Annotated in this window: 16 protein-coding genes; 6 read left to right on the top strand and 10 right to left on the bottom strand. The window is 41.2% G+C overall.

The features are described 5' to 3' along the window. The first annotated feature begins 104 nt into the window (after positions 1-104). From BWD42_RS20925 to BWD42_RS20915, 3 genes are read left to right on the top strand one after another with little or no spacing between them, the layout of a single operon-like run. Positions 105-1442, top strand: a complete 1338-nt coding sequence (locus tag BWD42_RS20925; protein WP_077438354.1) for a dihydroorotase — start codon at positions 105-107, stop codon at positions 1440-1442. An 11-nt stretch (positions 1443-1453) separates the two neighbouring features. Beyond that, positions 1454-2509 (top strand): LD-carboxypeptidase, encoded by a 1056-nt coding sequence (locus BWD42_RS20920; protein WP_077438353.1) that lies wholly within the window; start codon positions 1454-1456, stop codon positions 2507-2509. Position 2510: 1 nt separating this feature from the next. Continuing rightward, complete coding sequence (locus tag BWD42_RS20915) at positions 2511-3914, top strand: M14 family zinc carboxypeptidase (protein WP_077438352.1); 1404 nt, start codon at positions 2511-2513, stop codon at positions 3912-3914. Positions 3915-4073: 159 nt separating this feature from the next. Here the strand turns inward: BWD42_RS20915 and BWD42_RS20910 are convergent, their stop codons facing one another. From BWD42_RS20910 to BWD42_RS20895, 4 genes are all read right to left on the bottom strand, one after another. Beyond that, a complete protein-coding gene (locus tag BWD42_RS20910) occupies positions 4074-5543 on the bottom strand; it encodes a RagB/SusD family nutrient uptake outer membrane protein (protein ID WP_077438351.1) in 1470 nt (489 codons plus the stop codon). Positions 5544-5561: 18 nt separating this feature from the next. Next, positions 5562-8768: a SusC/RagA family TonB-linked outer membrane protein gene (locus tag BWD42_RS20905; protein ID WP_077438350.1), complete on the bottom strand. Its 3207-nt coding sequence runs from the start codon at positions 8766-8768 to the stop codon at positions 5562-5564. A 212-nt stretch (positions 8769-8980) separates the two neighbouring features. Further along, positions 8981-10036: a dipeptide epimerase gene (locus tag BWD42_RS20900; RefSeq protein WP_077438349.1), complete on the bottom strand. Its 1056-nt coding sequence runs from the start codon at positions 10034-10036 to the stop codon at positions 8981-8983. 6 nt (positions 10037-10042) lie between these two features. After that, a complete protein-coding gene (locus tag BWD42_RS20895) occupies positions 10043-11269 on the bottom strand; it encodes a C40 family peptidase (protein WP_077438348.1) in 1227 nt (408 codons plus the stop codon). Between the two features lie 537 nt (positions 11270-11806). On the opposite strand from BWD42_RS20895, the gene BWD42_RS20890 reads away from it, so the two are divergent. Further along, entirely contained in the window at positions 11807-12835 is a 1029-nt protein-coding gene (locus BWD42_RS20890) for a N(4)-(beta-N-acetylglucosaminyl)-L-asparaginase (RefSeq protein WP_077438347.1), read from the top strand. Positions 12836-13163: 328 nt separating this feature from the next. After that, positions 13164-13679 (top strand): peptide-methionine (S)-S-oxide reductase MsrA, encoded by a 516-nt coding sequence (gene msrA, locus BWD42_RS20885; protein ID WP_077438346.1) that lies wholly within the window; start codon positions 13164-13166, stop codon positions 13677-13679. A gap of 186 nt (positions 13680-13865) precedes the next feature. Here msrA and BWD42_RS20880 read toward each other — a convergent pair whose 3' ends face one another. From BWD42_RS20880 to BWD42_RS20855, 6 genes are all read right to left on the bottom strand, one after another. Next, positions 13866-16598, bottom strand: coding sequence for a DNA gyrase/topoisomerase IV subunit A (locus BWD42_RS20880; RefSeq protein WP_077438345.1), 2733 nt, complete (start codon positions 16596-16598; stop codon positions 13866-13868). Positions 16599-16741: 143 nt separating this feature from the next. Then, positions 16742-17290: a GNAT family N-acetyltransferase gene (locus BWD42_RS20875; RefSeq protein WP_077438344.1), complete on the bottom strand. Its 549-nt coding sequence runs from the start codon at positions 17288-17290 to the stop codon at positions 16742-16744. 27 nt (positions 17291-17317) lie between these two features. Beyond that, the gene (locus tag BWD42_RS20870) at positions 17318-17995 is read right to left on the bottom strand and encodes an ATP-binding cassette domain-containing protein (RefSeq protein ID WP_077438343.1); all 678 of its coding nucleotides are present in this window, start codon (positions 17993-17995) and stop codon (positions 17318-17320) included. Continuing rightward, positions 17992-18906, bottom strand: coding sequence for a hypothetical protein (locus BWD42_RS20865; RefSeq protein ID WP_139351234.1), 915 nt, complete (start codon positions 18904-18906; stop codon positions 17992-17994). The genes BWD42_RS20870 and BWD42_RS20865 overlap by 4 nt, the downstream gene beginning before the upstream one ends. Positions 18907-19083: 177 nt before the next feature. Next, a complete protein-coding gene (locus BWD42_RS20860) occupies positions 19084-20247 on the bottom strand; it encodes an MFS transporter (protein WP_077438341.1) in 1164 nt (387 codons plus the stop codon). Positions 20248-20625: 378 nt separating this feature from the next. Then, on the bottom strand, positions 20626-21375 hold the full coding sequence (locus BWD42_RS20855) for a TrmH family RNA methyltransferase (RefSeq protein ID WP_077438340.1): 750 nt from the start codon (positions 21373-21375) through the stop codon (positions 20626-20628). Between the two features lie 8 nt (positions 21376-21383). Between BWD42_RS20855 and BWD42_RS20850 the strand changes: the two genes are divergently transcribed. Further along, positions 21384-23735, top strand: a complete 2352-nt coding sequence (locus tag BWD42_RS20850; RefSeq protein WP_077438339.1) for a BamA/TamA family outer membrane protein — start codon at positions 21384-21386, stop codon at positions 23733-23735. Positions 23736-23773 lie beyond the last annotated feature (38 nt).

Below are 23773 nucleotides of genomic sequence, written 5' to 3'. Positions count from 1 at the left end.
TACGCTGACCGATCAAAATGGGCTTAGGGAACTCTTTGAACAGATAACTTGCTATCACGGCAACAAATCTTTACTTTTGACAGATACCAAAGTAAAAGATCAACATGTCATCTATTCTTATAAAATCTGCACAACTTGTTAACGAAGGTAAAGTTGAGACGGCTGATGTATATATCAGCAATGGTCGAATCGAAATGATCGCACAGGAGATAAACCATCCTGCGGATCAGGAAATCAATGCTGAGGGACTGCATATGTTTCCTGGATTAATTGATGATCAGGTTCATTTTAGAGAACCCGGATTAACCTATAAAGCGGATATATGGCATGAAAGTCGCGCTGCGGTCGCAGGTGGCACAACCTCTTTCATGGAGATGCCCAATACGGTTCCCAATACCTTGACGCAGGAATTGCTTCAGGATAAATACGATATTGCAGGAAAGAATGCATTAGCGAATTACTCATTTTTTATGGGGGCGGCTAACGATAACTTGGAGGAGGTATTGAAAACCAATCCACGTGATGTTTGTGGTATAAAGGTATTTATGGGGTCCTCGACTGGAAATATGTTGGTGGATAATGAAAAGGCTTTAGAAGGTATTTTTGCTAACGCTCCCACTTTAATCGTTACACACTGTGAGGACGAAGCAACGATCAAGGCTAATCTGGCAAGATTTAAAGATCAATATGGTGAAGATGGGTTGAAGATTGAGATGCACCCTTTGATCCGCTCTGAAGAGGCTTGTTACCTGTCTTCATCCAAGGCGGTGGAATTGGCCAAAAAGCATGATACAAGATTACACATTTTACATATATCAACAGCAAAGGAGATTGCGTTATTCAGGAATGATATTCCATTAAAGGACAAGAAAATCACTGCGGAAGCCTGTATCCATCACCTCTGGTTTTCTGATCAGGATTATGCAACAAAAGGAAATTTTATCAAGTGGAATCCAGCTGTTAAAACGGCCAATGACCGTGATCATATTCTGAAGGCAGTATTGGATGGACATATTGATGTAATTGCCACAGATCATGCCCCGCATACCATCGAGGAAAAAACACAGCCTTATGCTTCAGCTCCTAGCGGAGGCCCGCTGGTCCAACATGCTTTACAGGCCTTATTGGATATGGTTAAAGATGGTAAAATGACCTTGGAGCAACTGGTTCAGAAGTCTGCACATAATACAGCTACATTGTTTCAGGTGGAGGATCGGGGCTATATTCGCGAAGGATATTGGGCAGATCTTGTACTCGTGGATCTGAATAAACCCTATACCGTTTCAAAATCAAATATTCTTTCTAAATGCGGATGGTCTCCATTTGAAGGTCACACCTTTAGTTCAACTATTGAACATACCATTGTATCTGGTAAAGTCGCATTTTCCAAAGGTCAAATTATTGAGAAAGGTGCTGGAGAGCGTCTGTTGTTCAATAGATAAGTTCGCGTAGTATGGAGAAAAGGGCTTTTATAAAATCAATTGCTTTGGGCGCACTGGCTATTCCGGCATTGGCGGCAGGGCACTCGACAGAAATGGCCGCGGAGCTAGCAGGGCCAGCTTCTTTGTTGGCAAGGAAGCTACAGCTTGGGGATACGATCGGCTTGATAACTCCAGCGGGTGTATTGGATGACGAAGAGTCGATCATTATTGCACGTGAGATCTTTGAAACATTGGGTTTTAAAGTGAAAGAGGGAAAACATATCCGTAGCCGTTACGGTAATTTGGCGGGAACAGATCAGGAACGTATTGCGGATCTACATGATATGTTTGCTGATAAGATTGTCAAAGCAATTGTCTGTGTCAGGGGAGGCTCAGGAACTTCCCGCCTCCTGGACAGACTTGATTATAAGATGATTGCTCAAAATCCCAAAATTTTGTTGGGTTATTCGGATATAACAGCCTTAATTCTGGCTTTGTATGCGAAGACCGGACTTGTTACTTTCCATGGCGCGGTCGGTATAAGCACATGGACGAAGAAGCTGGCAGAGGCTTTTAATGCGCAATTTATAGCGAATACGCCCGCGGTATTTGAAAATCCCAAATCAAAGGGGGATAATATCGTACAGACCAAAGACCGGATTGCCACAATTTTTCCCGGTACTGTCGATGGCGTGCTGCTTGGTGGAAATATGACGGTATTGACCGGATTATGTGGTTCGGCCTATCTACCCGATTTTAAGGATAAGATCCTTTTTATTGAGGAGGTGGACGAAGATATGGAGCGTGTTGACAGGATGTTTTGTCAGTTGAAAAATGCAGGAATATTAGCTGTGATCAAAGGTTTTATTTTTGGCAAATGTACCAATTGTAAACCATCGGGCGGCTATGGTTCGGTCACATTGGATCAACTATTCAATGACTATATCAGGCCCTTAAACGTGCCCGCTTATAGCGGTGCTGTCATTGGACATATCGCAGAGCAATTTATCCTTCCGGTAGGTGCAAAGGTGAGAATGGATGCATCACAAGGGACGATTACTTTACTTGGGGCAGCCTTAAAAGATTAACATGAATTTGGTCAAAGAAGATTTCATCAGAGCCTTTTCTTTGTATGAAGAAAAGGCTTTAAGGTATAGACGATTTAAACATGCTGATATCTTGCCTCTTTTGCAGGGTAAAGAGATCAGTAAGCGATTTACCATTGAAGAAATTGGACGGTCAGTCGAGGATCGTTCAATTTTTAAATTGAAATATGGGCAGGGGGCGATCAAGGTACTACTGTGGTCGCAGATGCATGGTGACGAGCCTACAGCGACAATGGCGCTATTTGACCTGTTTAATTTCTTTAACGGGGAGGCGGATGGTTTTGATGCTTTTCGAAAGGTGATAGCGGAGAAACTGACTTTATATTTTATTCCGATGTTGAATCCCGATGGTGCAGAACGTTATCAGCGGAGAACGGCGATGGATGTCGATATGAATCGCGATGCGCGTGCTGTTGCAACGGTGGAAGGTGCCCTGTTGAAAGAGCAGGCAATGTTACTGGAACCCAATTTTGCGTTCAATCTCCACAATCAAAATAATTATTACAATATTCCCGGTACGGCAACCCCGGTTACAATTTCCTTATTGGCCCCCGCATATGATTATGCCAGAAGCGTGAATGAGGTTAGGGCGGATGCCATGCGGGTAATCGTCGGAATAAATAAAATCTTACAGGAATTCATTCCAAATGCTGTCGCCAAGTATGATGACGAGCATACTCCACGTGGTTTTGGAGACAATTTTCAAAAATGGGGAGCGAGTACCATTCTCATTGAGTCAGGAGCTTTTGCAGGCGATACGGAGAAACTGGAGGTCCGAAAATATAATTTCATTGCGTTGTTGAAGGCTTTTCAGGAAATTGCCTCGGGATCTTATTCGGTACATGATATTGCTGATTACAACGCGATTCCTTTTAATGATGAAAAGCTTCATGATGTTTTGATCCGGAACCTATCTATCGAAAGAAATGGTAAAAAGATGCTCGTGGATGTAGGTATTCGACAAAATGAAAAAACTGTAGTTGATGACTATTATGTTGAAGGCTTGATTGAAGACATTGGCGACCTGCAGGACTTTTATGGATACACCGATCTTGATGTCGAAGGACTCCAATTTATTCCCGCAAAATTGTATTCGGAGCGGATATTTTCACTGGCGAAATTAAGTCCGTCAAATGTAGTTAAACTGTTGAAACAGGGTTTTGCAGCAATAAGGGTTTCAGATAAGGTTGACGCCGGGATGATGCATTCCTTTCCGATACAGATCCTGACGGATACCCATTTTGAAAGTAGAATGAGCCCGCTGATAGGGGATGATGCAGATTTTTTTATCGGATCTGACAGTGAAATACGATACGCTTTGGTCAATGGTTACTTGATTGATTTAAAGGTAGAAATGGATGGCAAATTCAAAAATAGTATTTTATAAGAATAAATCCATTTTTATAATATTTTAAAAGGAAACTATCTAAAAAAATAAATCTTATAGATCTCAATATTTGGAAAGAGATTGTAGGGGATAGGAGTCAAATTAAATGATAAAGCGGGGCTGCCCCGGTAGGACAGCCCCGCTTTAATATCTAATGATTTAGTAACTCGGGTTTTGTTGATTTGCGATAGCTGGATTCGCATTCATTTCATCCAGGGAAATTGGAAGAATCGTTTTGAAAAACGTTCGGTCTATAGTCTTTGGTCTATTGGTGGTACTTATATTACCAAGATCATCGTCAAATGTGATCGACTTATTCCAGCGCATCATATCGAAGAATCGGTGACCTTCACCCAAGAGCTCTTTGCTTCTTTCATCAGCTATCATATCGAAAGTAACTGTATTAGAGGTTGCCGCATCCAATTTGGGAGATCTTTGACGAATAGCATTCAAATAGCTTGCTGCAAGGTTTTTGTCTGGAGAAGATTTCAATAATGCGGATTCAGCAGCGATGAGGTAAATTTCTGATAGGCGGATGACTTTGATATTTACAGCAGTGCTATTTGACGTTGAATTTTTGTCTCCGGCAAGAGTGGTGCTTCCGCTATACTTATATAAAGCACCCAGATGCGTGCTGCCGACCTCATCGGATCCCATTACTCCCCATCTAACATCCGTGTCGTCAGTTTTAAGTTTCGTTAGGAATGGGTCTGCGGCGATAAAATTTCCCAAAATAGCCGCACTTCCATGTCCTTTTCTGCGAAACATCGCCCCAAGAGAATTGACACCTGCATCGGCTTCATTAGGATAAACACCAAGTTCAAGAATTGATTCTGTACCAAACATGCTAGTCCAGGATTTTACCCAATCTGCGTTGCTGTATAAGGTATACACTTTGGAGTCAATTATTTCCTGGGCAGCTTTTAATGCATTATCATAATCGTTCATATAGAGATAGACGCGCGCCTGCAATGCCTTATTGGCAAAATAGTTGATATATCCGTTTGCTTTTGACTTAGACAGTAAGCTCTCTGAGTCCTTAAGATCTTGCAGGATCTGCTTGTAATTTTCTTCGACGGAGACGCGTTTTTCCTGCGCGTTGTATTCAAGTACTTTCGTGACATTGGGAATACCTAAGGATGACTTCTCCATATTATATGGCTTGCCATATAATCTCACCAGGTCAAAATTAATTAATGCCCTAGCTGTTAATGCTTGTCCTTTATAGGAAGCAAAATCTTCCGTTGAACCGGCTTTGACCAGTTTATCTATACCTGCTAGGAGATTATTAATTTGTACCAGTGAGTGGAATCCTTGGATCCAAATGTTCGCATAGGGATTGGATGATGCAGAATGATTAAATACGTATAAGTAGTCGTAACCACGTCCTTGCGAGGCGATCGTAAAGTCACCACCTTTTGCATCCGCATAAAGTGGGAAATTTCTACCATAATAATCAACATTTGCCATTTTGCTCATTAATCCATTCATAATAACTTTCGCGTCGGCTGCAGTTTGTATGGAAGTATTGGAATCTCCCATGTTTGTAGGAGTGACGTCCAGAAAATTACTACAGGAGCTAATTGCTAAAGATATAGAGATGCACGAGGCGATAAAAAGCTTTTTCATATTACTGTTTTTTGTCCATTAAAAACTAAATTCAACACCGAAAGTGTATGTTTTTGCCAGTGGTGTTTCCCAGCCACGGGTGCCAAATTGATTCACCTCAGGATCCATGTATTTATACTTGGAAAGCGTGAGCAAATTACTGCCATTAAAATATAGTCTGGCATTTGAAATTCCGGCTCGGCTCAATAAGGTATTTGGTAGTCTATAGCTTAAGGATATGTTTTTTAGTCTGATATAAGAGGCGTCAAATAATTGTCTACTACTGATCTGATTAACATCTTCTAGATCCCGACCAGTTATCATGGGATAAGTTCCACCCGTGTTGGATGGTGACCAAGAATCTTCAACGAAGTATTCGGAATGAATCCGTTCCCAATAATACCCATCATCTGCAACATCTTTTGATGTAGCATCGTACAGTTTGCCGCCTATCTTGTAGGCAAAGTTTAATCCCAATGCAAAGTTTTTATAGTCGATATCCGAATTTATGCCACCATATAATTTAGGATTGGCATTTCCAATAATTGTCTGCTTAGCATTTTTATAATTATAAGTTGCCGCTTTTCCATTAAACATGAATTCACCAGCCGTACCATCATTGGTATACCATACATTTTTTCCGTTGGTTTGGTCTGTGCCAGCCCATTCCAGCCCAAAGAAAGACAAGGAAGATTCACCTTCACGGTATACATACCTCGACCTATTATCTCCACCGGTAGGGTCAAACCAAACAATATCCTGACCACCGTATAGTTTTGTTACTTTCGATGAAATAAACGTAGCATTGGCACTTAAAGTCCATTTCCAATTTTCATTTTTAACAATATCTGAGCCTAATTCAATTTCTAAGCCTTTGTTGTTCATCTCACCCACATTTCTCAGGATGGACTTAAAACCGGTGATTGTGGATATCGGAACATCCTGTAGTAGACTTTTTGAATCCCTATTGAAATATTCGAGTGTGCCAAAAAGTTTGTTGTTAAATAGCCCGAACTCCAATGCGATATTGGTCTGGTAATTTAGTTCCCAGGCGACGTCGGGATTACCCAGGTTATTTAATCCACCTCCGGGTTGTGTCATATATTTATTGGAATAACTGGTCAGATTTCTCCAGGCATAGTTACTTGTCGGTAAAGTTCCGTTCGTTCCATAAGAACCTCTTAGCCTCAGACTATTGATTTGTTCAGTCTCCTTGATAAAAGATTCTTTTGCCAAGTTCCATGAAGCTGCGATCGACCAAAAATTACCCCAACGCGGACCAGGCCCTAATCGTGATGCTCCATCTCTTCTGAAGGAAGCTGAGGCAAAATACCGTTCATCAAAATTATATTCAGCTCTGGATAAAATGGACATCATGTTGAAGCCCTCTGAATGTGCAGCGGCATCCAAAATACCTGCAGTAGTGACTGTGTGCAGTGATGAGGACGGAAGATCTTTACCTGTGGCACGAATAAAGTCTGTGGTGTTTTTTTCAGCTTCTAACCCCGCTAATAAATTCAAATTGTGTAGCCCGAAGCTTTTATTATAATTGGCCGTTGTTGATGAGACCAATTTCTGAATGGAGGTGGAAACTTCGGTGACACGACCATTGTCTGCCATACCGTTATAATGTTTGGCACTATAATAAATATGGTCTTTAACCTCTGTATTATCGTAAGAGAAAATCGTCTTCAGGGTTAATTCTGGTAAGAGCTTTAAAGTCAGTGATTCTATGGCGGAAATTTTACTTGTTTTTGATGAGTTCTCCCATTCTTTGTTGTAATACAACGGGTTATAAGCAAGACTTCCATAGCGGGCGGTATATTCTTTACCTGTTTTATAATCGGTTGGCCAATACATCTGCCATAATAGATTGCGCGTTTGATACAGGTAATTTGTTCCTGTATTTCGCGTATCGTTCATGCCGACTAATTTGTTCTTTGCGTAGTTGATATTGGATCCGAATTCTAGGTATTTTCCGATTTTCTGTGTCAGATTGACCCTTCCATTAATGCGGTCAAAATTATTTTCAATAATTCTGCTTTTATCTTGCGTATAGTTCAACGATGCATAGTAGTTTGTCTTCTCTGTTGCCCCGCTGACGGATATATCGTTGGTATTGAATATACCTGTTCTAAATAATGCTTTATTCCAATCGTAATATTTTCCGTCCCGGTTTTCCATTCCGTCAGTTTTTCCGGAAATATGGACATTCTCCCATTGAGATGTGCCATCGGTACTAAATTGGTAGCCATGGATACCAAATCCATAGGCAGGGTTTGGCTTGCCATAATTTGCAGAGTTGGGATTCCATTCCAATGAATTCAAGCGGTTGAGCGTATTCTTGTTTGCTTGTTCTGCTGTCTGACCTGATGCGATACGAGAATCATAGAGGATACTATAGAGCATATTGATCTGATCTTGTACAGAAGCAGGTTCATTATTTTTTGTGGCCCAGGATGGGCTTATGCCGATGGAGGATTTGACATTGATCTTTGGAGCTCCATTTTTACCTTTTTTTGTTGTAATGATGATGACCCCATTGGCGGCCCGAGATCCATATAAGGAGGATGCAGCGGCATCTTTCAGTACGGAGATGGATTCGATATCACTTGGGTTCAATGTACTCATTACATTGTTTGTATTGACGATGTAATCTCCCATTTGCCCAACACTTCCAGAGACGACGGGGACACCGTCGATCACATATAGCGGGTCGTTGGACGCGTTCATTGACCCAATTCCTCGGATACGTATGGCTGAGGTAGCTCCCGCCTGACCCGAACCATTTGATAGTTGCAAACCAGCGACCCGTCCAGTTAATGCTTTTTCAAAAGATGTGACCGGTTGTTTATCTATCGCATCAGATTTTACCTGTGCAGCTGAGCCTGTATAGGTGCTTTTTTTTGCTGTACCATAGGCAACGACGATCACCTCATCCAAGGCCTGTTCATTACCAACAAGCGTAACACTGATTGTTTTCCGGCCATTGACCTGGACTTCCTGGGAATTGTATCCGACCGCAGATAGGAGCAGTGTGGCATTGGAATTTGCACTGAGTGTAAATAAACCTTGTTCGTTGGTTGATGTTCCCTGAGTGGATCCTTTAACATTGATGGTAACTCCACTGATGGGAGTTCCATTACTGTCGGTGATTTTTCCAGCAATCTGAATCTGTTGTGCATATAGAGACTGCATCGAGCTACAGGCTATGAGACACAACGTTGTGAGTACATGTGGTTTCATATGGAAATTATTTGTCTTTTAAAGGCCATATGGAATATCTTGCTGAATTGCATCGGAGAGTGCGCTGTTTCAAACATGGATATTTCATAAAAGGTGTGAATTGATTAATTTAGTTTGTTAATATTTTGGTAAATCGGTTGTTGCTCGCAATTCCGATCGAAATTCAATGCAATGTTTTTCTTTAAGACAAAAACATTGCATTGAATGTAATGTTATTTTCTTGAAATTCCAATTCCAGGACGGTTCGGTAAGATGCAGTTGCCGTTGACTACCATCATCCCGTCATAGATATCGTTATCGATCAGCAGCGCCCCATCTAAATCTGCCCAATCGGTCAAAGCTGCCAATTGTGCCGCTGCACTGATGGCGCATGAGGTTTCGGTCATACAACCGATCATTACTTTCATTTCGAGTGAACGTGCAAGTTCGGCCATTCGTTTGGCTTCACGCATGCCGGTACATTTCATCAGTTTGATGTTAATGCCACTGTAGACGCCTTTTAAAGCCGGTACATCAATCAATCGTTGGCAGCCCTCATCGGCAATAGTCGGTATGGGACTACGTTCGGTCAGCCAGGCATTATCGTCGAGCTGTTCTTTGGGCATGGGCTGCTCGAGGAACACAACATTTCGTTCTGCTAACCAATGTGCCATTTCCAAAGCTTCTTCCCGTGTTTTCCAGCCCTGATTGACATCTGCACATAAGGGGCGGTCTGTTACTTGACGAATAGTCTCGATGATCATTTTATCGGTATCCAGCCCCAATTTTACTTTTAGAATCTTAAACTGATCCGCTTCCGCGACCTTTTTCCGGATCATATCTTCCGTATCGATACCGATAGTGTAGGAAGTTGGGGGGATAAGCTCAGGGTTTAGTCCCCATATTTTATAGAAAGGCTGGCCCATCATTTTACCGAGCACATCATGCAGTGCAATATCGATAGCTGCTTTGGCTGCGGTATTTTTAGCGGCTACCTGATCTACATAATGCAAAATCTCCTCGGTTTGGAAAGGGGAGTTGAATGCCGACAAATCAAGTTGATTTAAGAAAGTAATCACACTTTCCTGTGATTCACCAAGGTATGGCGGCATGCTGGCTTCTCCATAACCTATAATGCCGTCGTACTCCAATTCCGTCAATACGACGGGTGTTGTACTTCGGCTGTAGGAAGCAACAGTGAAAACATGTCGCAATGTTAACGTATATGGACGGAACCGTAACTTAAAAGCCCCAAAGTCTTTGCTGATCCATTCAGATTGGTTGCTCATCTCGATTTATTTGTTGATATAATAATTGTTTTCAGCGATTTTTTGAATTGCACTATCTTTGGCTCCAAGGTAACGGCGGGCTGCTACTACAGTACGCGTTTGGAAGTCGTCGTAATCTGGCGAATCTTTTAGCATACTGTTTATCCGGACTAATCCTGCAGCGTGAATAAAGGTACCATTACCAATATAAAGGGCTACATGGGTTACCCGCGCGTTAGGGTTACTGTTTTTTCCAGCGGCAAAAAATAACAGGTCCGCTGGTTTAAGGTTTTTAAGTGCTTTGTCCGGGTCAAAATGGCCCTCACCGTCAAGGATATCGATCTTTTCGCCTGCCAGTACCTGCTGGGAGGCATCTCTAGGGATGACAAAACCATTCATAAAGAAACTTGTCTTGGTAAAGCCACTGCAATCGACTCCTTTAACGGATGTTCCACCCCATAAGTAAGGTAGTCCCAACATCGTTTTTGCACTTGCGATAATATTTTCCGCGGTGGGACGGCGTGAGTCCAACCAGCTTTTTAGCGTTAGGCTTTCAGTTTTTTTGATATAAGCTTTTCGGCCATCGGGATAAGCAACCGCATAAAAATTGCCTTTCTGTCCTGTTAATTTTAAAATATCGCCATAAACCAGATCAGATACCCGCTGGCTCTTCTCATCACTTTCGGCATAAGATTTCCCAAATTCAGCTGTGTAGATCAGTTTGTCTGCTTGCCTCCAGCTGTCTATTTCGGTTTTGTCCATTACGGCTATTGATGAGCTTGGTATCCAAGCAATGTAGCCATCAGGTGTCCGCACGCGATATTCGCCACTTTTTTTCTGTAGCAGATCGACCTGTGTACCCAATAACACCTGGCTTGTGAGCTCAGCAGCATTATCAGGGAAGGTGCGCATGTTGGCAACCGATAGTTTTATGACTCCGGTAGTTTTGCCTTCGACACTCGCATCAGGCAATAGTTGGATTTGGATATCGGCGGCTATTTCTTTTGCTTTTTGTTCCAGCACGAACTTCGCATCTTTTTCGGTGGTCTCGAGGATATATTGATTTTGTGGGATATCCGCTTTTTGGATAGCTACAATTTTTGTTCTGCGATCTGGTGCAAATTCACGTTTTACGTTTTCTTGCAATTCTTTGATTTTGAAATATGTGGTGGAATCTACTTGCTGTGCATGGCCATGACTTGAGCCAATAAGACTTGCACAGGCTAAAATCGCAAATTTTAGTGTGTTTTTCATGCTGATTAGTTTGTTTCTAAAGATAGGATTAATTCACAATATAATGTAATTTTTATTGTCGATTTTTAAGTGATTTGAATATTATGTTGCTAAAAAACGAATCTTTAGGCTTAATTTTAATTAATTTGTCCATTTGCTAAAACCATTTTGTATAATTGTTCATTGATAGTGAATGATTGGATTTATGAGACATTTCTACTTAAGTAGTGAAGTTTTAAGACGAAGGCTAGACTATTTTTCTGTCGTTACCTACGCCAAAAAGTAGATCAAGTGGGCTGTTGCGTATTTTTGGATGGTGGGACGTTAAGTGGATCAAGCACGCGGAGGGGTAAGATGAGAGGGGATAATATGCTTGTATCGTAGGCATGTGATTTATCCTGTTTGTGTGTTACGAGGCTCCAATAGGGCTATGGTCTGTCTTTAGAATTTCATCGCGATGAATACATCATTTCTGTTGATGGAAATCAGAAAATAATATATCCATGCTTGGATGCTAGCATGCGATCAAGGGGATATAAAAAGATAAATAATTTACATATGAGTTCTAGACGTAATTTTATTAAGCAAGGTTTTATGGCGGCTACCGCTATAGGTACTTTGAGTGCATTCGATACAAAAGGGTTGGCGATTGCATCTAGTGTCAAGGTGAAGAAATATCCTATCGTGATATCTACATGGGATTTTGGGATTGCGGCCAATAAAGCGGCATGGGAGATTCTATCGAAAGGGGGGAAAGCCCTTGATGCCGTTGAGAAGGGGGTGCGCGTACCTGAAGCGGACCTGAAAAATATGACTGTAGGTAAAGGTGGTTATCCGGATCGCGATGGACACGTGACCTTAGATGCCTGTATTATGGATGCTGATGGCAATTGTGGTGCTGTCGCGGGCATGGAAAAAATCGGACATCCCATTTCTGTCGCGCGTTTGGTGATGGAGAAAACACCGCATGTCATGCTTGTTGGTGAAGGTGCATTACAATTTGCGTTAGAAAACGGCTTTCAGGAGGAAAACTTATTGACGCCGGAAGGGGAGAAAGCCTGGAAAGAATGGTTAAAGGAGAAGAAATACAAGCCTGTCGTGAATATCGAAAATAAAACTTTTGCTGCGGAGCGTCTCCCCGGCAATCAATACAATCACGATACCATAGGTATGTTGGCCTTGGACGCGGAGGGAAATATCTCTGGGGCCTGTACTACCAGTGGAATGGCATTTAAGATGCACGGCCGGGTAGGGGATAGTCCGATTATTGGAGCTGGCCTCTATGTGGATAATGAAGTTGGCGGGGCTACCTCGACCGGTGTAGGTGAAGAAGTTATTCGAAATGTTGGTAGCTTTTTGGTGGTCGAATTAATGCGTCAGGGGTATTCGCCCGAAGATGCCTGCAAGGAAGCGGTGATGCGTATCGTGAAGAAAAAGCCCGCAATTGCCAAAGAGATACAAGTTGGATTTTTGGCGATCAATAAAAAAGGTGAGTATGGAGCTTTTGCTTTGCAGGAGGGATTTTCGTATGCTGTCTGTGACAGTAAGCAGCAGGATCTTTTGATCAAAGGAAAACATTATTATTAGTAATTAGATATGAGATTGGAGGTTCCTAATCCTTTGCGCTTTGTCGTTTTTCCGGATGCAAATTTGCATATAAGTAATAAATGTCGTCTTTGGAAAAGAAAGACGGTAGCTATTATGTCACGAGGGTAGAGAAGTAAAGTCTAAATACTTGCTATTCAATAGGCAGTACTTAATTTAGAATACACGTTGAGTTTTGAGTATTAAATTTAATATTGATTATCTTTGTATAGGCGTTGTTTAAGTGAAAAAATAGAATAACACTATGCCGCCGGCTTAGTAAAGTCTAAATACTAACTACTCAATACGCAATACTTAATACAATAAAAATATGAAAGCAACATTTGGAGGTGGATGTTTCTGGTGCACGGAAGTAATTTTCCAGAATACCGAGGGAGTGACATCCGTATTACCTGGATATATGGGTGGTCATGTAGATCATCCTACCTATGAGCAGGTCTGTACAGGTACAACCGATCACGTGGAAGTGGTGGAGTTGGAATACGATGATGAACTGGTCAATTATGAGGACCTGTTGAAAATTTTCTTCAAGACACATAATCCGACAACATTGAACCGTCAAGGGAACGATGTGGGCACACAATATCGTTCTGTGGTATTTTTTCACAATGAAGAACAGGAGATTTTGGCGAAAAACTTTATTGATGAATTGGAAAATGAAGCTGTCTACGAGGATCCGATTGTCACAGCCGTAGAACCGGCGTCAACGTTTTGGCTGGCTGAAGACTATCATCATAATTATTTCAATGATCATCCTGAGAATCCGTTCTGTTCGGTGGTCATTGCACCGAAACTTCAAAAATTCTTGAAAGAATTTAAAGCTTAAAAGCTTTATTGCAGGAACTTGGTGCCTGCGCGCAGCGAATTGATGCTGTGTATTTAACAGAGGGCCGGAGGATTGAAACAAGGTCTTGATTACCTTTGAGAACGACCTGCGATCTACAATAATATAAAAAGGCTCGAATATCATATTCGAGCCTTTCTTATAGGGATTACTTATGGAGAAAGCTTATTAAAACATTTCCATTTGTCCATTGTCATCAATTTGGATGTCGTCAGGATTGGTAATCTCTAACTTGATATCATCTTCTTTTTTATTGTCGGATGCATCCGTGGAGGCTTGGGGCGTTGATGTCTCAGACTTTGTTTCATCCGATTTGGCCTCTCCATCCACAGAAGCAACTTCGGCTTTTTCCTTTCCTTTTTCACTTAGATCCTCATCCGCAGTGATCAAAGTGACAGATTTTACGGTATGAAAAGACAGGCGGTTGCCCTGTGCCTTTATCCCTTTGACATCGATGATCTCAGTCAATGGTTGCTCCAGTGTTTCCTCTGTTTGGGATTTGCCTTTTAAAATATCTAATTTGACCGTTGGCTCTGCAGCATTGCTTATAAGTATTAACTTTGAACCGGGTTCCTCATTGATAAACGAAATACGTTTACCGATAGGTTGGTCGTCAAATTTAAAGCGTTTGACGAAATAGGTTCCGCTTTTGCCATCTTGATGCACAACGGTATAAATGTGTTCCGGATAGAATTTCTCAATACGGATCATTTTTTCATCAAAGTGGTTGCTCAGATCGAAGTTCGATAGCTCGTAACTACCATCAGAAAGTACCACCAATATTTTATCATCACCATCAAATTCTCCTAGGTACTGACCACGTTCATCGGCGTTGAGACGTTTCATGATGCTGTCGTACCAGATTTTTCGTCCAGCAAGGGTTGAAATACCAGAGCTTTTGAACGTAATTTTCTTGACGGGGTATTTGGAAACGATATTTCCCTGAGATGCGCGACCTTTAATAGCAATCTCGGCGAAATCCATGTCGAAATTCAATTTGCGTAATTTCGTGTGTGGTTTAAGCTGTATATTGACCACTTCGGCCTCGCCATTTGGATTAGCTGTGAAGTATAAAACTTTTGATCCTTTTGATCCTTTTGATACATCGTATTCCTTATCACGGGTCACGCCCACTACAGAGAAACGTTTAATATAACTTGTGCCGGTTTCACCTTCTTTATAGATGACATTGTATATGGTTCGTTCGTCACCTTTTTTAAAGACCGCTACATGAATAATTCCTTTTCCGACAAATACCTTATCCTGAATCTTACTGACGACATATTTGCCGTCTTCGCGGAAGACGATAATATCGTCGATATCCGAGCAATCGCAGACGAACTCATCTTTCTTCATTCCTGAACCGATGAATCCTTCTTCTCGGTTGACATATAGTTTGGTATTGGCTAGCGCGACCTGTGTAGCTTCCACCTTATCAAAGATGCGTAACTCGGTCTTACGCTCGCGATCTTTACTATATTTTTCGCGTAGTTTTTCATACCATGCAATGGCATATTCCGTCAATTGACGTAGGTTCCGCTTAACCTCTTTGATCTCATTTTCGAGGGTCTTCATCGTTTCGTCCGATTTTTTAACATCGAAACGCGTAATGCTGCTCATCGGTTTATCGATCAATTTTTTATAATCTTCCGGAAGAATCTCGCGATAAAACTGTTCAAAGAATGGTTCAAACAAGCGATTTAAAACCTGTACGACCGTGTCAAAGTCACCGGCATTTTCATAATCGGCATGTTTGTACATCCCTTCCTGGATGAATATTTTTAATAAACTATTGAAGAAGATTTTTTCCTGAAGATCATTTAAACGGATCTCCAGTTCCCGCTTCAATAGATTTTTGGTGTTTTTGGTGTTTTCAATCAAGATGTCATTGACACTCATAAAATGAGGTTTTTCATCTTTGATGACACAGGTATTTGGCGAAATCGAAACCTCACAGGCTGTGAATGCATATAGTGCATCGATCGTTACGTCAGGCGATATTCCGGGCGCTAAGTGTACGATGATTTCAACATTTCCAGCAGTGTTATCTTCGATTTTCTTGATTTTGATTTTGCCTTTTTCATTTGCCGTTACGACACTTTCGATAAGTCCACCAGTGGTTGTACCAAAAGGAATCTCGGTGATAGCCAAAGTTTTTTTATCCCGCTCCTCGATTTTAGCGCGTACGCGGATTTTTCCACCACGTTGACCTTCATTGTAATTAGATACATCGGCCATACCGCCTGTAGGAAAATCGGGAAGAATATTCGGACGTTCACCATTCAGTGCCTGAATTGAGCCATCGATAAGTTCAATAAAGTTGTGCGGCATAATTTTGGTCGCCAAACCTACAGCAATACCTTCGGCTCCCTGTGCCAGAAGCAATGGAAATTTAACCGGTAATGTGACCGGCTCGCGGTTACGTCCGTCGTAGCTCAGTTGCCATTCCGTCGTTTCGGGATTGAAGACAACCTCATTGGCAAATTTCGAAAGTCGACCCTCGATATAACGTGGGGCTGCAGCCGAATCACCGGTAATGGGGAAACCCCAGTTTCCCTGGCAATCGATCAGCAGATCCTTTTGTCCTAATTGTACCATTGCATCACCGATGGAAGCATCTCCATGCGGGTGATATTTCATGGTGTTACCAATTACATTGGCAGCTTTATTATAGCGTCCATCATCCATTTCCTTTAGGGAATGGAGAATACGACGTTGTACGGGTTTCAAACCGTCATTTATATGGGGTACAGCTCTATCCAAGATTACGTAGGACGCATAATCCAAAAACCAGTTCTCGTAAAGTCCCGATAAAGGTATTGTCTGACTTCCACCCTCTGTTTTTTCTGCTCCTAATTCTCCTTGGTTATCTTCCGTTGGGAAGTTTGTTTCGTCACTCATTTACTCAGCAATAGATTAAATTGTACAATACAGAAATGTTCGAAATTTTATTTTATTCGAACGTGTAAAAATACAAAACCATTTTGTTTTATCCCAGTGAAACTATAAAAAGTTAAAAAAATTAGCTTTTAAAACTAACATAATTAGCTTTGTTTGGGCTGCTCGATCAGGTCATACCAATAACAGCGGATATTCCAACGCTCGAAATCAAACTCTTCGGTGACCTTAAAACCCACTTTTTCCAACACATGTCTTGATCCTTTGTTTTCAATATGGGTGATGGCATGGAGCTCAAAATGAGTCAGGTGCTCGCGATAATACTGCATACATGCCAAGGCAGCTTCGGTAGCATATCCTTTGCCCCAGGATTCTACCCTGAAACGATAGCCGAGATCCAGGAATCCGATACGACCGTTTTCCAGTTCATCAATATATTTAAATCCCGTCCACCCGATCCACTGATTACTTGATTTTTCAATAACTCCCAATCGGCCGATACCGTACTTTTCATATTGCTGCTGGATGAGAGCGATCGCTTTTTCCATTTCTTCGATGGTTTGAACTGGTTCTTTATTGAGGAAGGTATGCACCTCAGCCTGCGAATCCATTGCAAAAAAATAGTCCTTATCGTCTAGGCTTATCGGACGGATGATTAGACGTTCGGTTTCTAGTGTTGGTAGGTATTTTTCCATCTTATTTGTTTTAGGTTTTACTGGGCTTTAAAGCCACAGTTTATCGATGTCTTTTTTCAATATTTTTTCCTTCATTTCTTCTTCAAAATCGCCAAAATGTTCTTTTTTGACCGTTTTACTGATCCGGCCTGCTTCGATTACCAGGATTTCATCGCAAGTATCCTTTAAGGTAGAAAATATATGCGAGGAGATCAGAACGGTTTTGTTCATGGCTTTTAGGCGCAGTATAATTTCGGTTAGGATAATGCTGCTTTGGAGATCTATTCCATTAAAAGGTTCATCCAGAATATAGAAGCTGTTGTCCTGGAGTAAGGTTGCTGTCAACGCCAGTTTCTTTTTCATCCCTGTAGAATAGGAACTCGCATACTCTTTTAATGGTAGCTCGAAGATATTTCTTTCATCGATATTATGGATACTTTTCCCCCGGGCATCAGTAAGGAGATAGATATACTCTTCACCTGTCAGTTTTGACAAGAAATAAGGATCTGATGTCAGATAACCTAGATGGTTCTTAAGTGGCTCTAAGTTCGCATTGATCTGCCCTGAAGCTGTTTCCAGACCTGCAATACAACGAAATAAGGTTGTTTTTCCGGCACCGTTTTCACCAACGATACCATAGACTTTTCCATCCTCAAAAGTAAAGGTTAACTCATGCAAGACCTGATATTGGCCGAAAGATTTGCTGATATGAATAAGCTCGATCATAAATAGTTATTTAGATTTTTGAGGGCTTTAAAATAATAGAAAGGAAATAAGGCTAATATCAAGGGATAGAAGCTAAAACATAATAACAGTGCAAATCCCTCGGGGAAATTGATCTCCCGAGGATAAGCGACATATTTTAACGTAATCGCAAAAGGGAGTAGAAATAGTATACCACCCAAAACAATTAATGCATTAAGCCATCCGGATGAAAAAACAACGGCATATATCAGCAGAAGCGGGAAAACAAATAAAAAACATTGCAGTAATCCACGTCTAAATTTACCCAAGAGAAATCCAATAGGCCTTTGCCGGTTGTTCCAAAGATAAAATTGCGGTTCCGGCACCTGATAATAGAACACACAGGTTAATGCGATACCAGCTACACAAAACAGAACCAGGTTGGGATTCAGGACATAGAAGCCTATTGCTGCCAAAATGTACAGCACAAGAATCAGCAGATAACTTCTGCGGAAACCGATAATAAATTCAAAAGGTTTTTTTGTAAATGGCGTGGGGATGGATTGACCAAAGGCCTTAAAGATCAAAAAAGCGAACACAATAGCCAGGGTAATCAGTGCACCTGCATATATCCATAGCTTTAGAAGGAGTAAAATAATAAAAGAAGGTACTACCAGGATGCCATTTTCCAATAATCTGATTTTGTGAAAATCTCTTTTACGAAAGGTATTTTTTAGAAAATCGTTTCTGTTTTTTTCGGTCAGCAGAAAGAGTAACTGGAAATTGCTCAATAGTACGGTATAGCTTCCAAAAACCGGGTATTGTAGCATGAGGTAATAGGTAAGATAGCAGATCCCTATTAATAAAAACGGTGCAATCACTATCGGGAGGCCAGTTGCTTTAAAATGGCGAGTCAACAATTTATATTGGAGCTTTAAATAGTTGTTTATCATTTGCTATCTGCTAATAAATAGTCCTGCAAGTAATGTTATCGAGACCTTTTTGGCCTACTAATTATAATAGATTTGATGATTTGTAATGTAAACTTTTTCTTGAAGTTATAAAAATCTGAGGAAAAAGTTTATATGCTGATAGCTTGCTACCAGCAATATCTTTATTTCAAGCTAACACTAAGATTTTCTTTGCCAATTCAGCATATAGAGTAAGGCGATCCCCAATACAACGGCATTTGCATACATAATTTGCGGAATGCGGAGAATAACATCTGCATAATAGAGTCCGGCGAGTAGCGCCCCGAGCCCAATTCCTGCTTCGAGCGAAATATACATGGTCGCAACGGCTTTACCCCGATGTTCGGGGATACTCAGGTCAATGGTCCAGGCATTTACGGCAGGAGATAATATACCTGTACCGATACCATAGATACTTGCTCCGGCCATCAGGCCTATAAAGCTATCCTCAAGACCAATAACTACTAGTGCAATGGCAATAATTACTAAACCGGTAACAATAACTTTTGGCCTCCCATAGCGGTCGGAGACCTTTCCGGATACAAAACGTATCATAACGGATGCAATCGTAAATGCCAGGAAGAAGAGTCCCTTATTTTTAAGACCGAGGTGTTCGCTCCAATCTGGTATAAGGGTCAGAATCACACCATAGGCTGTATAGGACAGAAACGTAACTATTCCCGCTGGAAGTGCGCGCCATTCAATAATATCCTTTCGATCTATTTTGAGCATGGAAAGGTTGAATTTTTCCTTTTTGACCAAGGTCTCCTTCATGTTGATGACAATCAAAATCGATAATAATGCCATAAAGGAAGAGGAGTAGAACATCACATTAATTCCAAAAGCATCAAAAATCGCACTGCCTATCGCTGGGCCTACTGCAGTGCCTACACTGAATGCAAGACCATGCATCCCCAAGGCTTCGCCCCATCTTTTTTGGGGAACAAGATCCGCCACATACGCGGAGGTGGATGTAGGTTTAAAACCAGTGGAGAAACCGTGGATCAAGCGCAGAAATAGAAAGCCAGCGACAGAAGTTAAGATCGGATAGAGAAAACCGCAGATAAAACAGACAATAGATCCAATAGCCATGACCGGTACGCGGCCCCAACGGTCGGTCAGCTTACCGCTGAAAGGTCTCGAAATTCCGGCAGTCAATGTAAATAATGCAATGATCAGCCCCTTGTATTCAGCCCCACCCAAACTACTCAGGTAATTAGGGAGCTCTGGAATAATCATATTGAAACTCGAGGAGAATAGGAGTGAGCTCAGGCAGAGTAAAATAAATTGAAGCGTATAGATGGATTTCTGTTCAGATGGCATTTTAAAACAATTGTCGTGCATGAATAATTCTTCAAGTATGCGATACCGTGGAAGATAGCGGTACTTTTTGAAGAGTAGGTCAAATGTACAGCTTTTGAAACGATTAAACTTTTTCTTTTGATCGAAATTTTTAAAATCCTTTCTGGTAGCATAAAAATAATCATCCAGAGATCCGCTTGATACAAACTTTGTATATTTGGTCTTCGCCAGCGATAGAAAACTCTTTTATTGGCCGAACTTTAAGAAACCTCCAATTGGTCATATACCCCGCGACCTTTCACAAAGATCTGGGCTTTGCAGTCGCTGAGATTGAAGACTCCGAAGGAAACCGGATCGGACTTCATCAACGGTTGTAGGGCGCTTTTGGAAACAAATTCGCTAAACCAGTTGTACTCGGGCGATCTCACTGCAAAATATCGTTGTTGCGACGGCAACATTCAGCGATTCCGCTTGGCCGATACGGGGTATGGTAACCGCTTGATCTATTAGGGCTATTAGTTCTGCACTGATGCCGTTGCCTTCATTTCCCATGATAATCAATCCTTCTGAACGCCATTCGGTCTGGTAAATGGATTGCCCATTGAGCAGTGCACCATAGACCGGTAGGTCGGTTGATGAGATGAATTCATGCAGGTTTACGTAATGAACCTGTATTCGGGCCAGTGAACCCATGGTAGCCTGTACTACTTTTGGATTATAAGCATCTACTGTACCAATGGAGCAAATGATATGTTTGATCCCAAACCATTCAGCCGTACGGATGATAGTTCCCAGATTACCTGGATCCTGTACATCATCCAATACGATATTGTAGCAATTTCTGAGCTCATGTATGTCGATCTGTTGCTGTTTGGGCAGTTTGACCAGGGCAAGGATACCCTGAGGAGATTTTAAGGTACTAATCTTTTGAAATTCAGCCTCGGTTAGCTCGTGGGATTTTATATTATGCGAGATTTTACCCACTTTTGTGTTTGCGTCGTCTGTATAGAAAATGGACTCGACCTGGTAGCTTGATGCCATAAATTCCTTGACGGATTTTATACCCTCAACGATAAATAAGCCATGTTGTTTTCTATACTTTTTATTTTGTAGAGACGTTATTAGACTGATTTGCGCTTTTGACAACATTTTTATTGATGATTAAGTATCCTCGTTTTATCGGATTTGCAAGTATAATGCTTTTGATGCTATTTTTTGCATCTTGCCGATCTTCAAAATATATCGATGATGACCAGGCTCTGGTTACAAAAATACAGATTTCCGGCGTTTCACCAGCATTGAAAGAATCTTCTGAAACCTATATTTCCAATCAGATAAAACCAAATTCAAGGGTAAATCTCTTTATTTATAATACTTTCAATACAAAAAAAGGACGCTACAAGACCAAGAAAATACGGAATGTTGGTGAGCCACCCCATTTGTTGGACTCGGCGATGGTGGACCTCTCCGCCAACCAGATCCGCCGCTTTTTATTTACCAAGGGATATTTTAACGCCAAAGTCAGTCCCGAAATCACCGTGAACAAAAAAAGAGCCCATATCAATTTTAAGGTTAATGAAGGAAGCGCCTATCATATTAGGAACATCGAGCGGACGTATGAGCATGCTGATGCGAAGTGGTTCTTTGATCGGGATATTCTGCCCAAAACAAAAGTCAAGCCCAATACCCAATACGATGCTGCTAAATTGTTGGATGAACGTGAAAAGCTTTATGTTGTCTTGCGCAACAATGGTTACTACGATTATTTACGGCAATACATGCGTGTCGGTATAGACTCTACGTTGAACGGTAATTTAATTGACCTAAAAATAAATGTTGAAAATCCCAGCGATTCAACGATACATAAAAAGTATCAAATTGATAGTGTATATATGACTATTAGGAATTATGGGGTCATGTCGAAGAAACCGCCCCGTCGTATAAGCGATTCAACCAAGCGACTTCTTTTTGTTGACGAGACCAATAGCTTTCGGTGGAAACCGTTGGAGCGATATATGTATTTGCGGTCTGGAAATTACTATTCCTTGGCTGAAGAGAACAAGTCTTATGATCGTTTATATGAAATGAATGGTTTTCGGTCGGTGAAAATACAGTTCGTAAAAAAAGACTCTAATAAGCTTGATGTTCACTATGATTTCGTACCACGTCCACGTATGGGCAACCAGATCGAAGGGGAGTATACGTTTAGTTCGGGGATGAGCGGTTTTAACATAGGGAATACATTTTCGCAGCGCAATATTTTTGGCGGTTCCGAGCAGCTGGAGGTCAAGTTAAGATATGGTGTACTGTTTGATCCGCGTCTGGCAGGGGGGCTGTCCAGCAAGATTTTCAACAATGATTTTCAGGCGGGTGTGAATTTGGTTATCCCACGACTCATGGTACCTTTTCATATTAATCCAGGCGGAAAATTTGGTTTACCCAAAACGACCTATTCGATGACGCTTCAGTTGTTTGATCAGGATCGGACATATTCTAACCGTTATTTTATTACGTCACTGAATTACTCCTGGTATGAAACGGAAAACAAATATCATAGTTTTACACCAATCGTATTGGAGTACCGCGATGGGCGATTGGACACAAATTTTAGGAAAAACCTTGAACAGGGGGGGTATCAATTGTATGTGCGCAGTAATGACCGCCAATATTTCGGTTTGGGAACACAGTATACTTTTATCCTGAACGGAAAAAAGTTGACCAGTAAAGAAGATTTTCAGTATTTCAGGGGTACGGTGGATCTCAGTGGTAATGTGCTGGATCTGATCAGTAGCATGGCTAAGCTACCGACGAATGCCGATGGCGAGAAAAAGATCTTTGGTGTACCGTTCCTACAATATGCGAAAACTGAATTTGATTATCGTTTGTACCGTAACCTGGGCGGAAACAGACAGTTTGTTTTCCGCTTTAATCCGGGAATTGCTATTCCGTATGGAAACAATTCAAAGTTGCTGATCTTTGAAAAAAGTTTTTACAGTGGTGGAATGAATGGGATTCGGGCTTGGCAAGCACGTACACTCGGCCCGGGAGCATATAATAGACAGAATCTAAGTGAAGATCTACGGCTCAATTTGCGTAATCTCGATCAATTGGGCGAGATTAAATTGGAAGCAAATGCTGAATATAGGTTTCGTATCTTAAATAATTTTTTGGGAGCCAAAATGAACGGAGCAACTTTTCTTGATATGGGAAATGTATGGCGCCTGAAAAAAGATGAGGAACTAAATCCCGGTGGTGAATTTAAATTCAATAAATTTCTTGGACAGGTAGCAATAGGTACCGGTTTTGGACTTCGCTTTGATTCAGATTACTTTGTCATCCGTTTAGATGCGGGATTAAAGGTCAAAGATCCCCAGTTTTCGGGAAGCAATCAATGGGTTATCAAGAATTTCTTTGATTCAAAAGAATTTAAAGAACAATATTATCAAACCCATAGACCGGACCGTTATAATTTTATACAGTACAATTTTGGAATCGGTATGCCATTTTAGGGAGCGATCATTGATTATAATTCGCTTAACAAGGGAAA

This window comes from Sphingobacterium sp. CZ-UAM (assembly GCF_002000245.1).
Lineage (GTDB): Bacteria > Bacteroidota > Bacteroidia > Sphingobacteriales > Sphingobacteriaceae > Sphingobacterium.
Note: the sequence above shows the minus strand (reverse complement) of the source record. Positions and strands in the feature narration are given on the sequence as shown.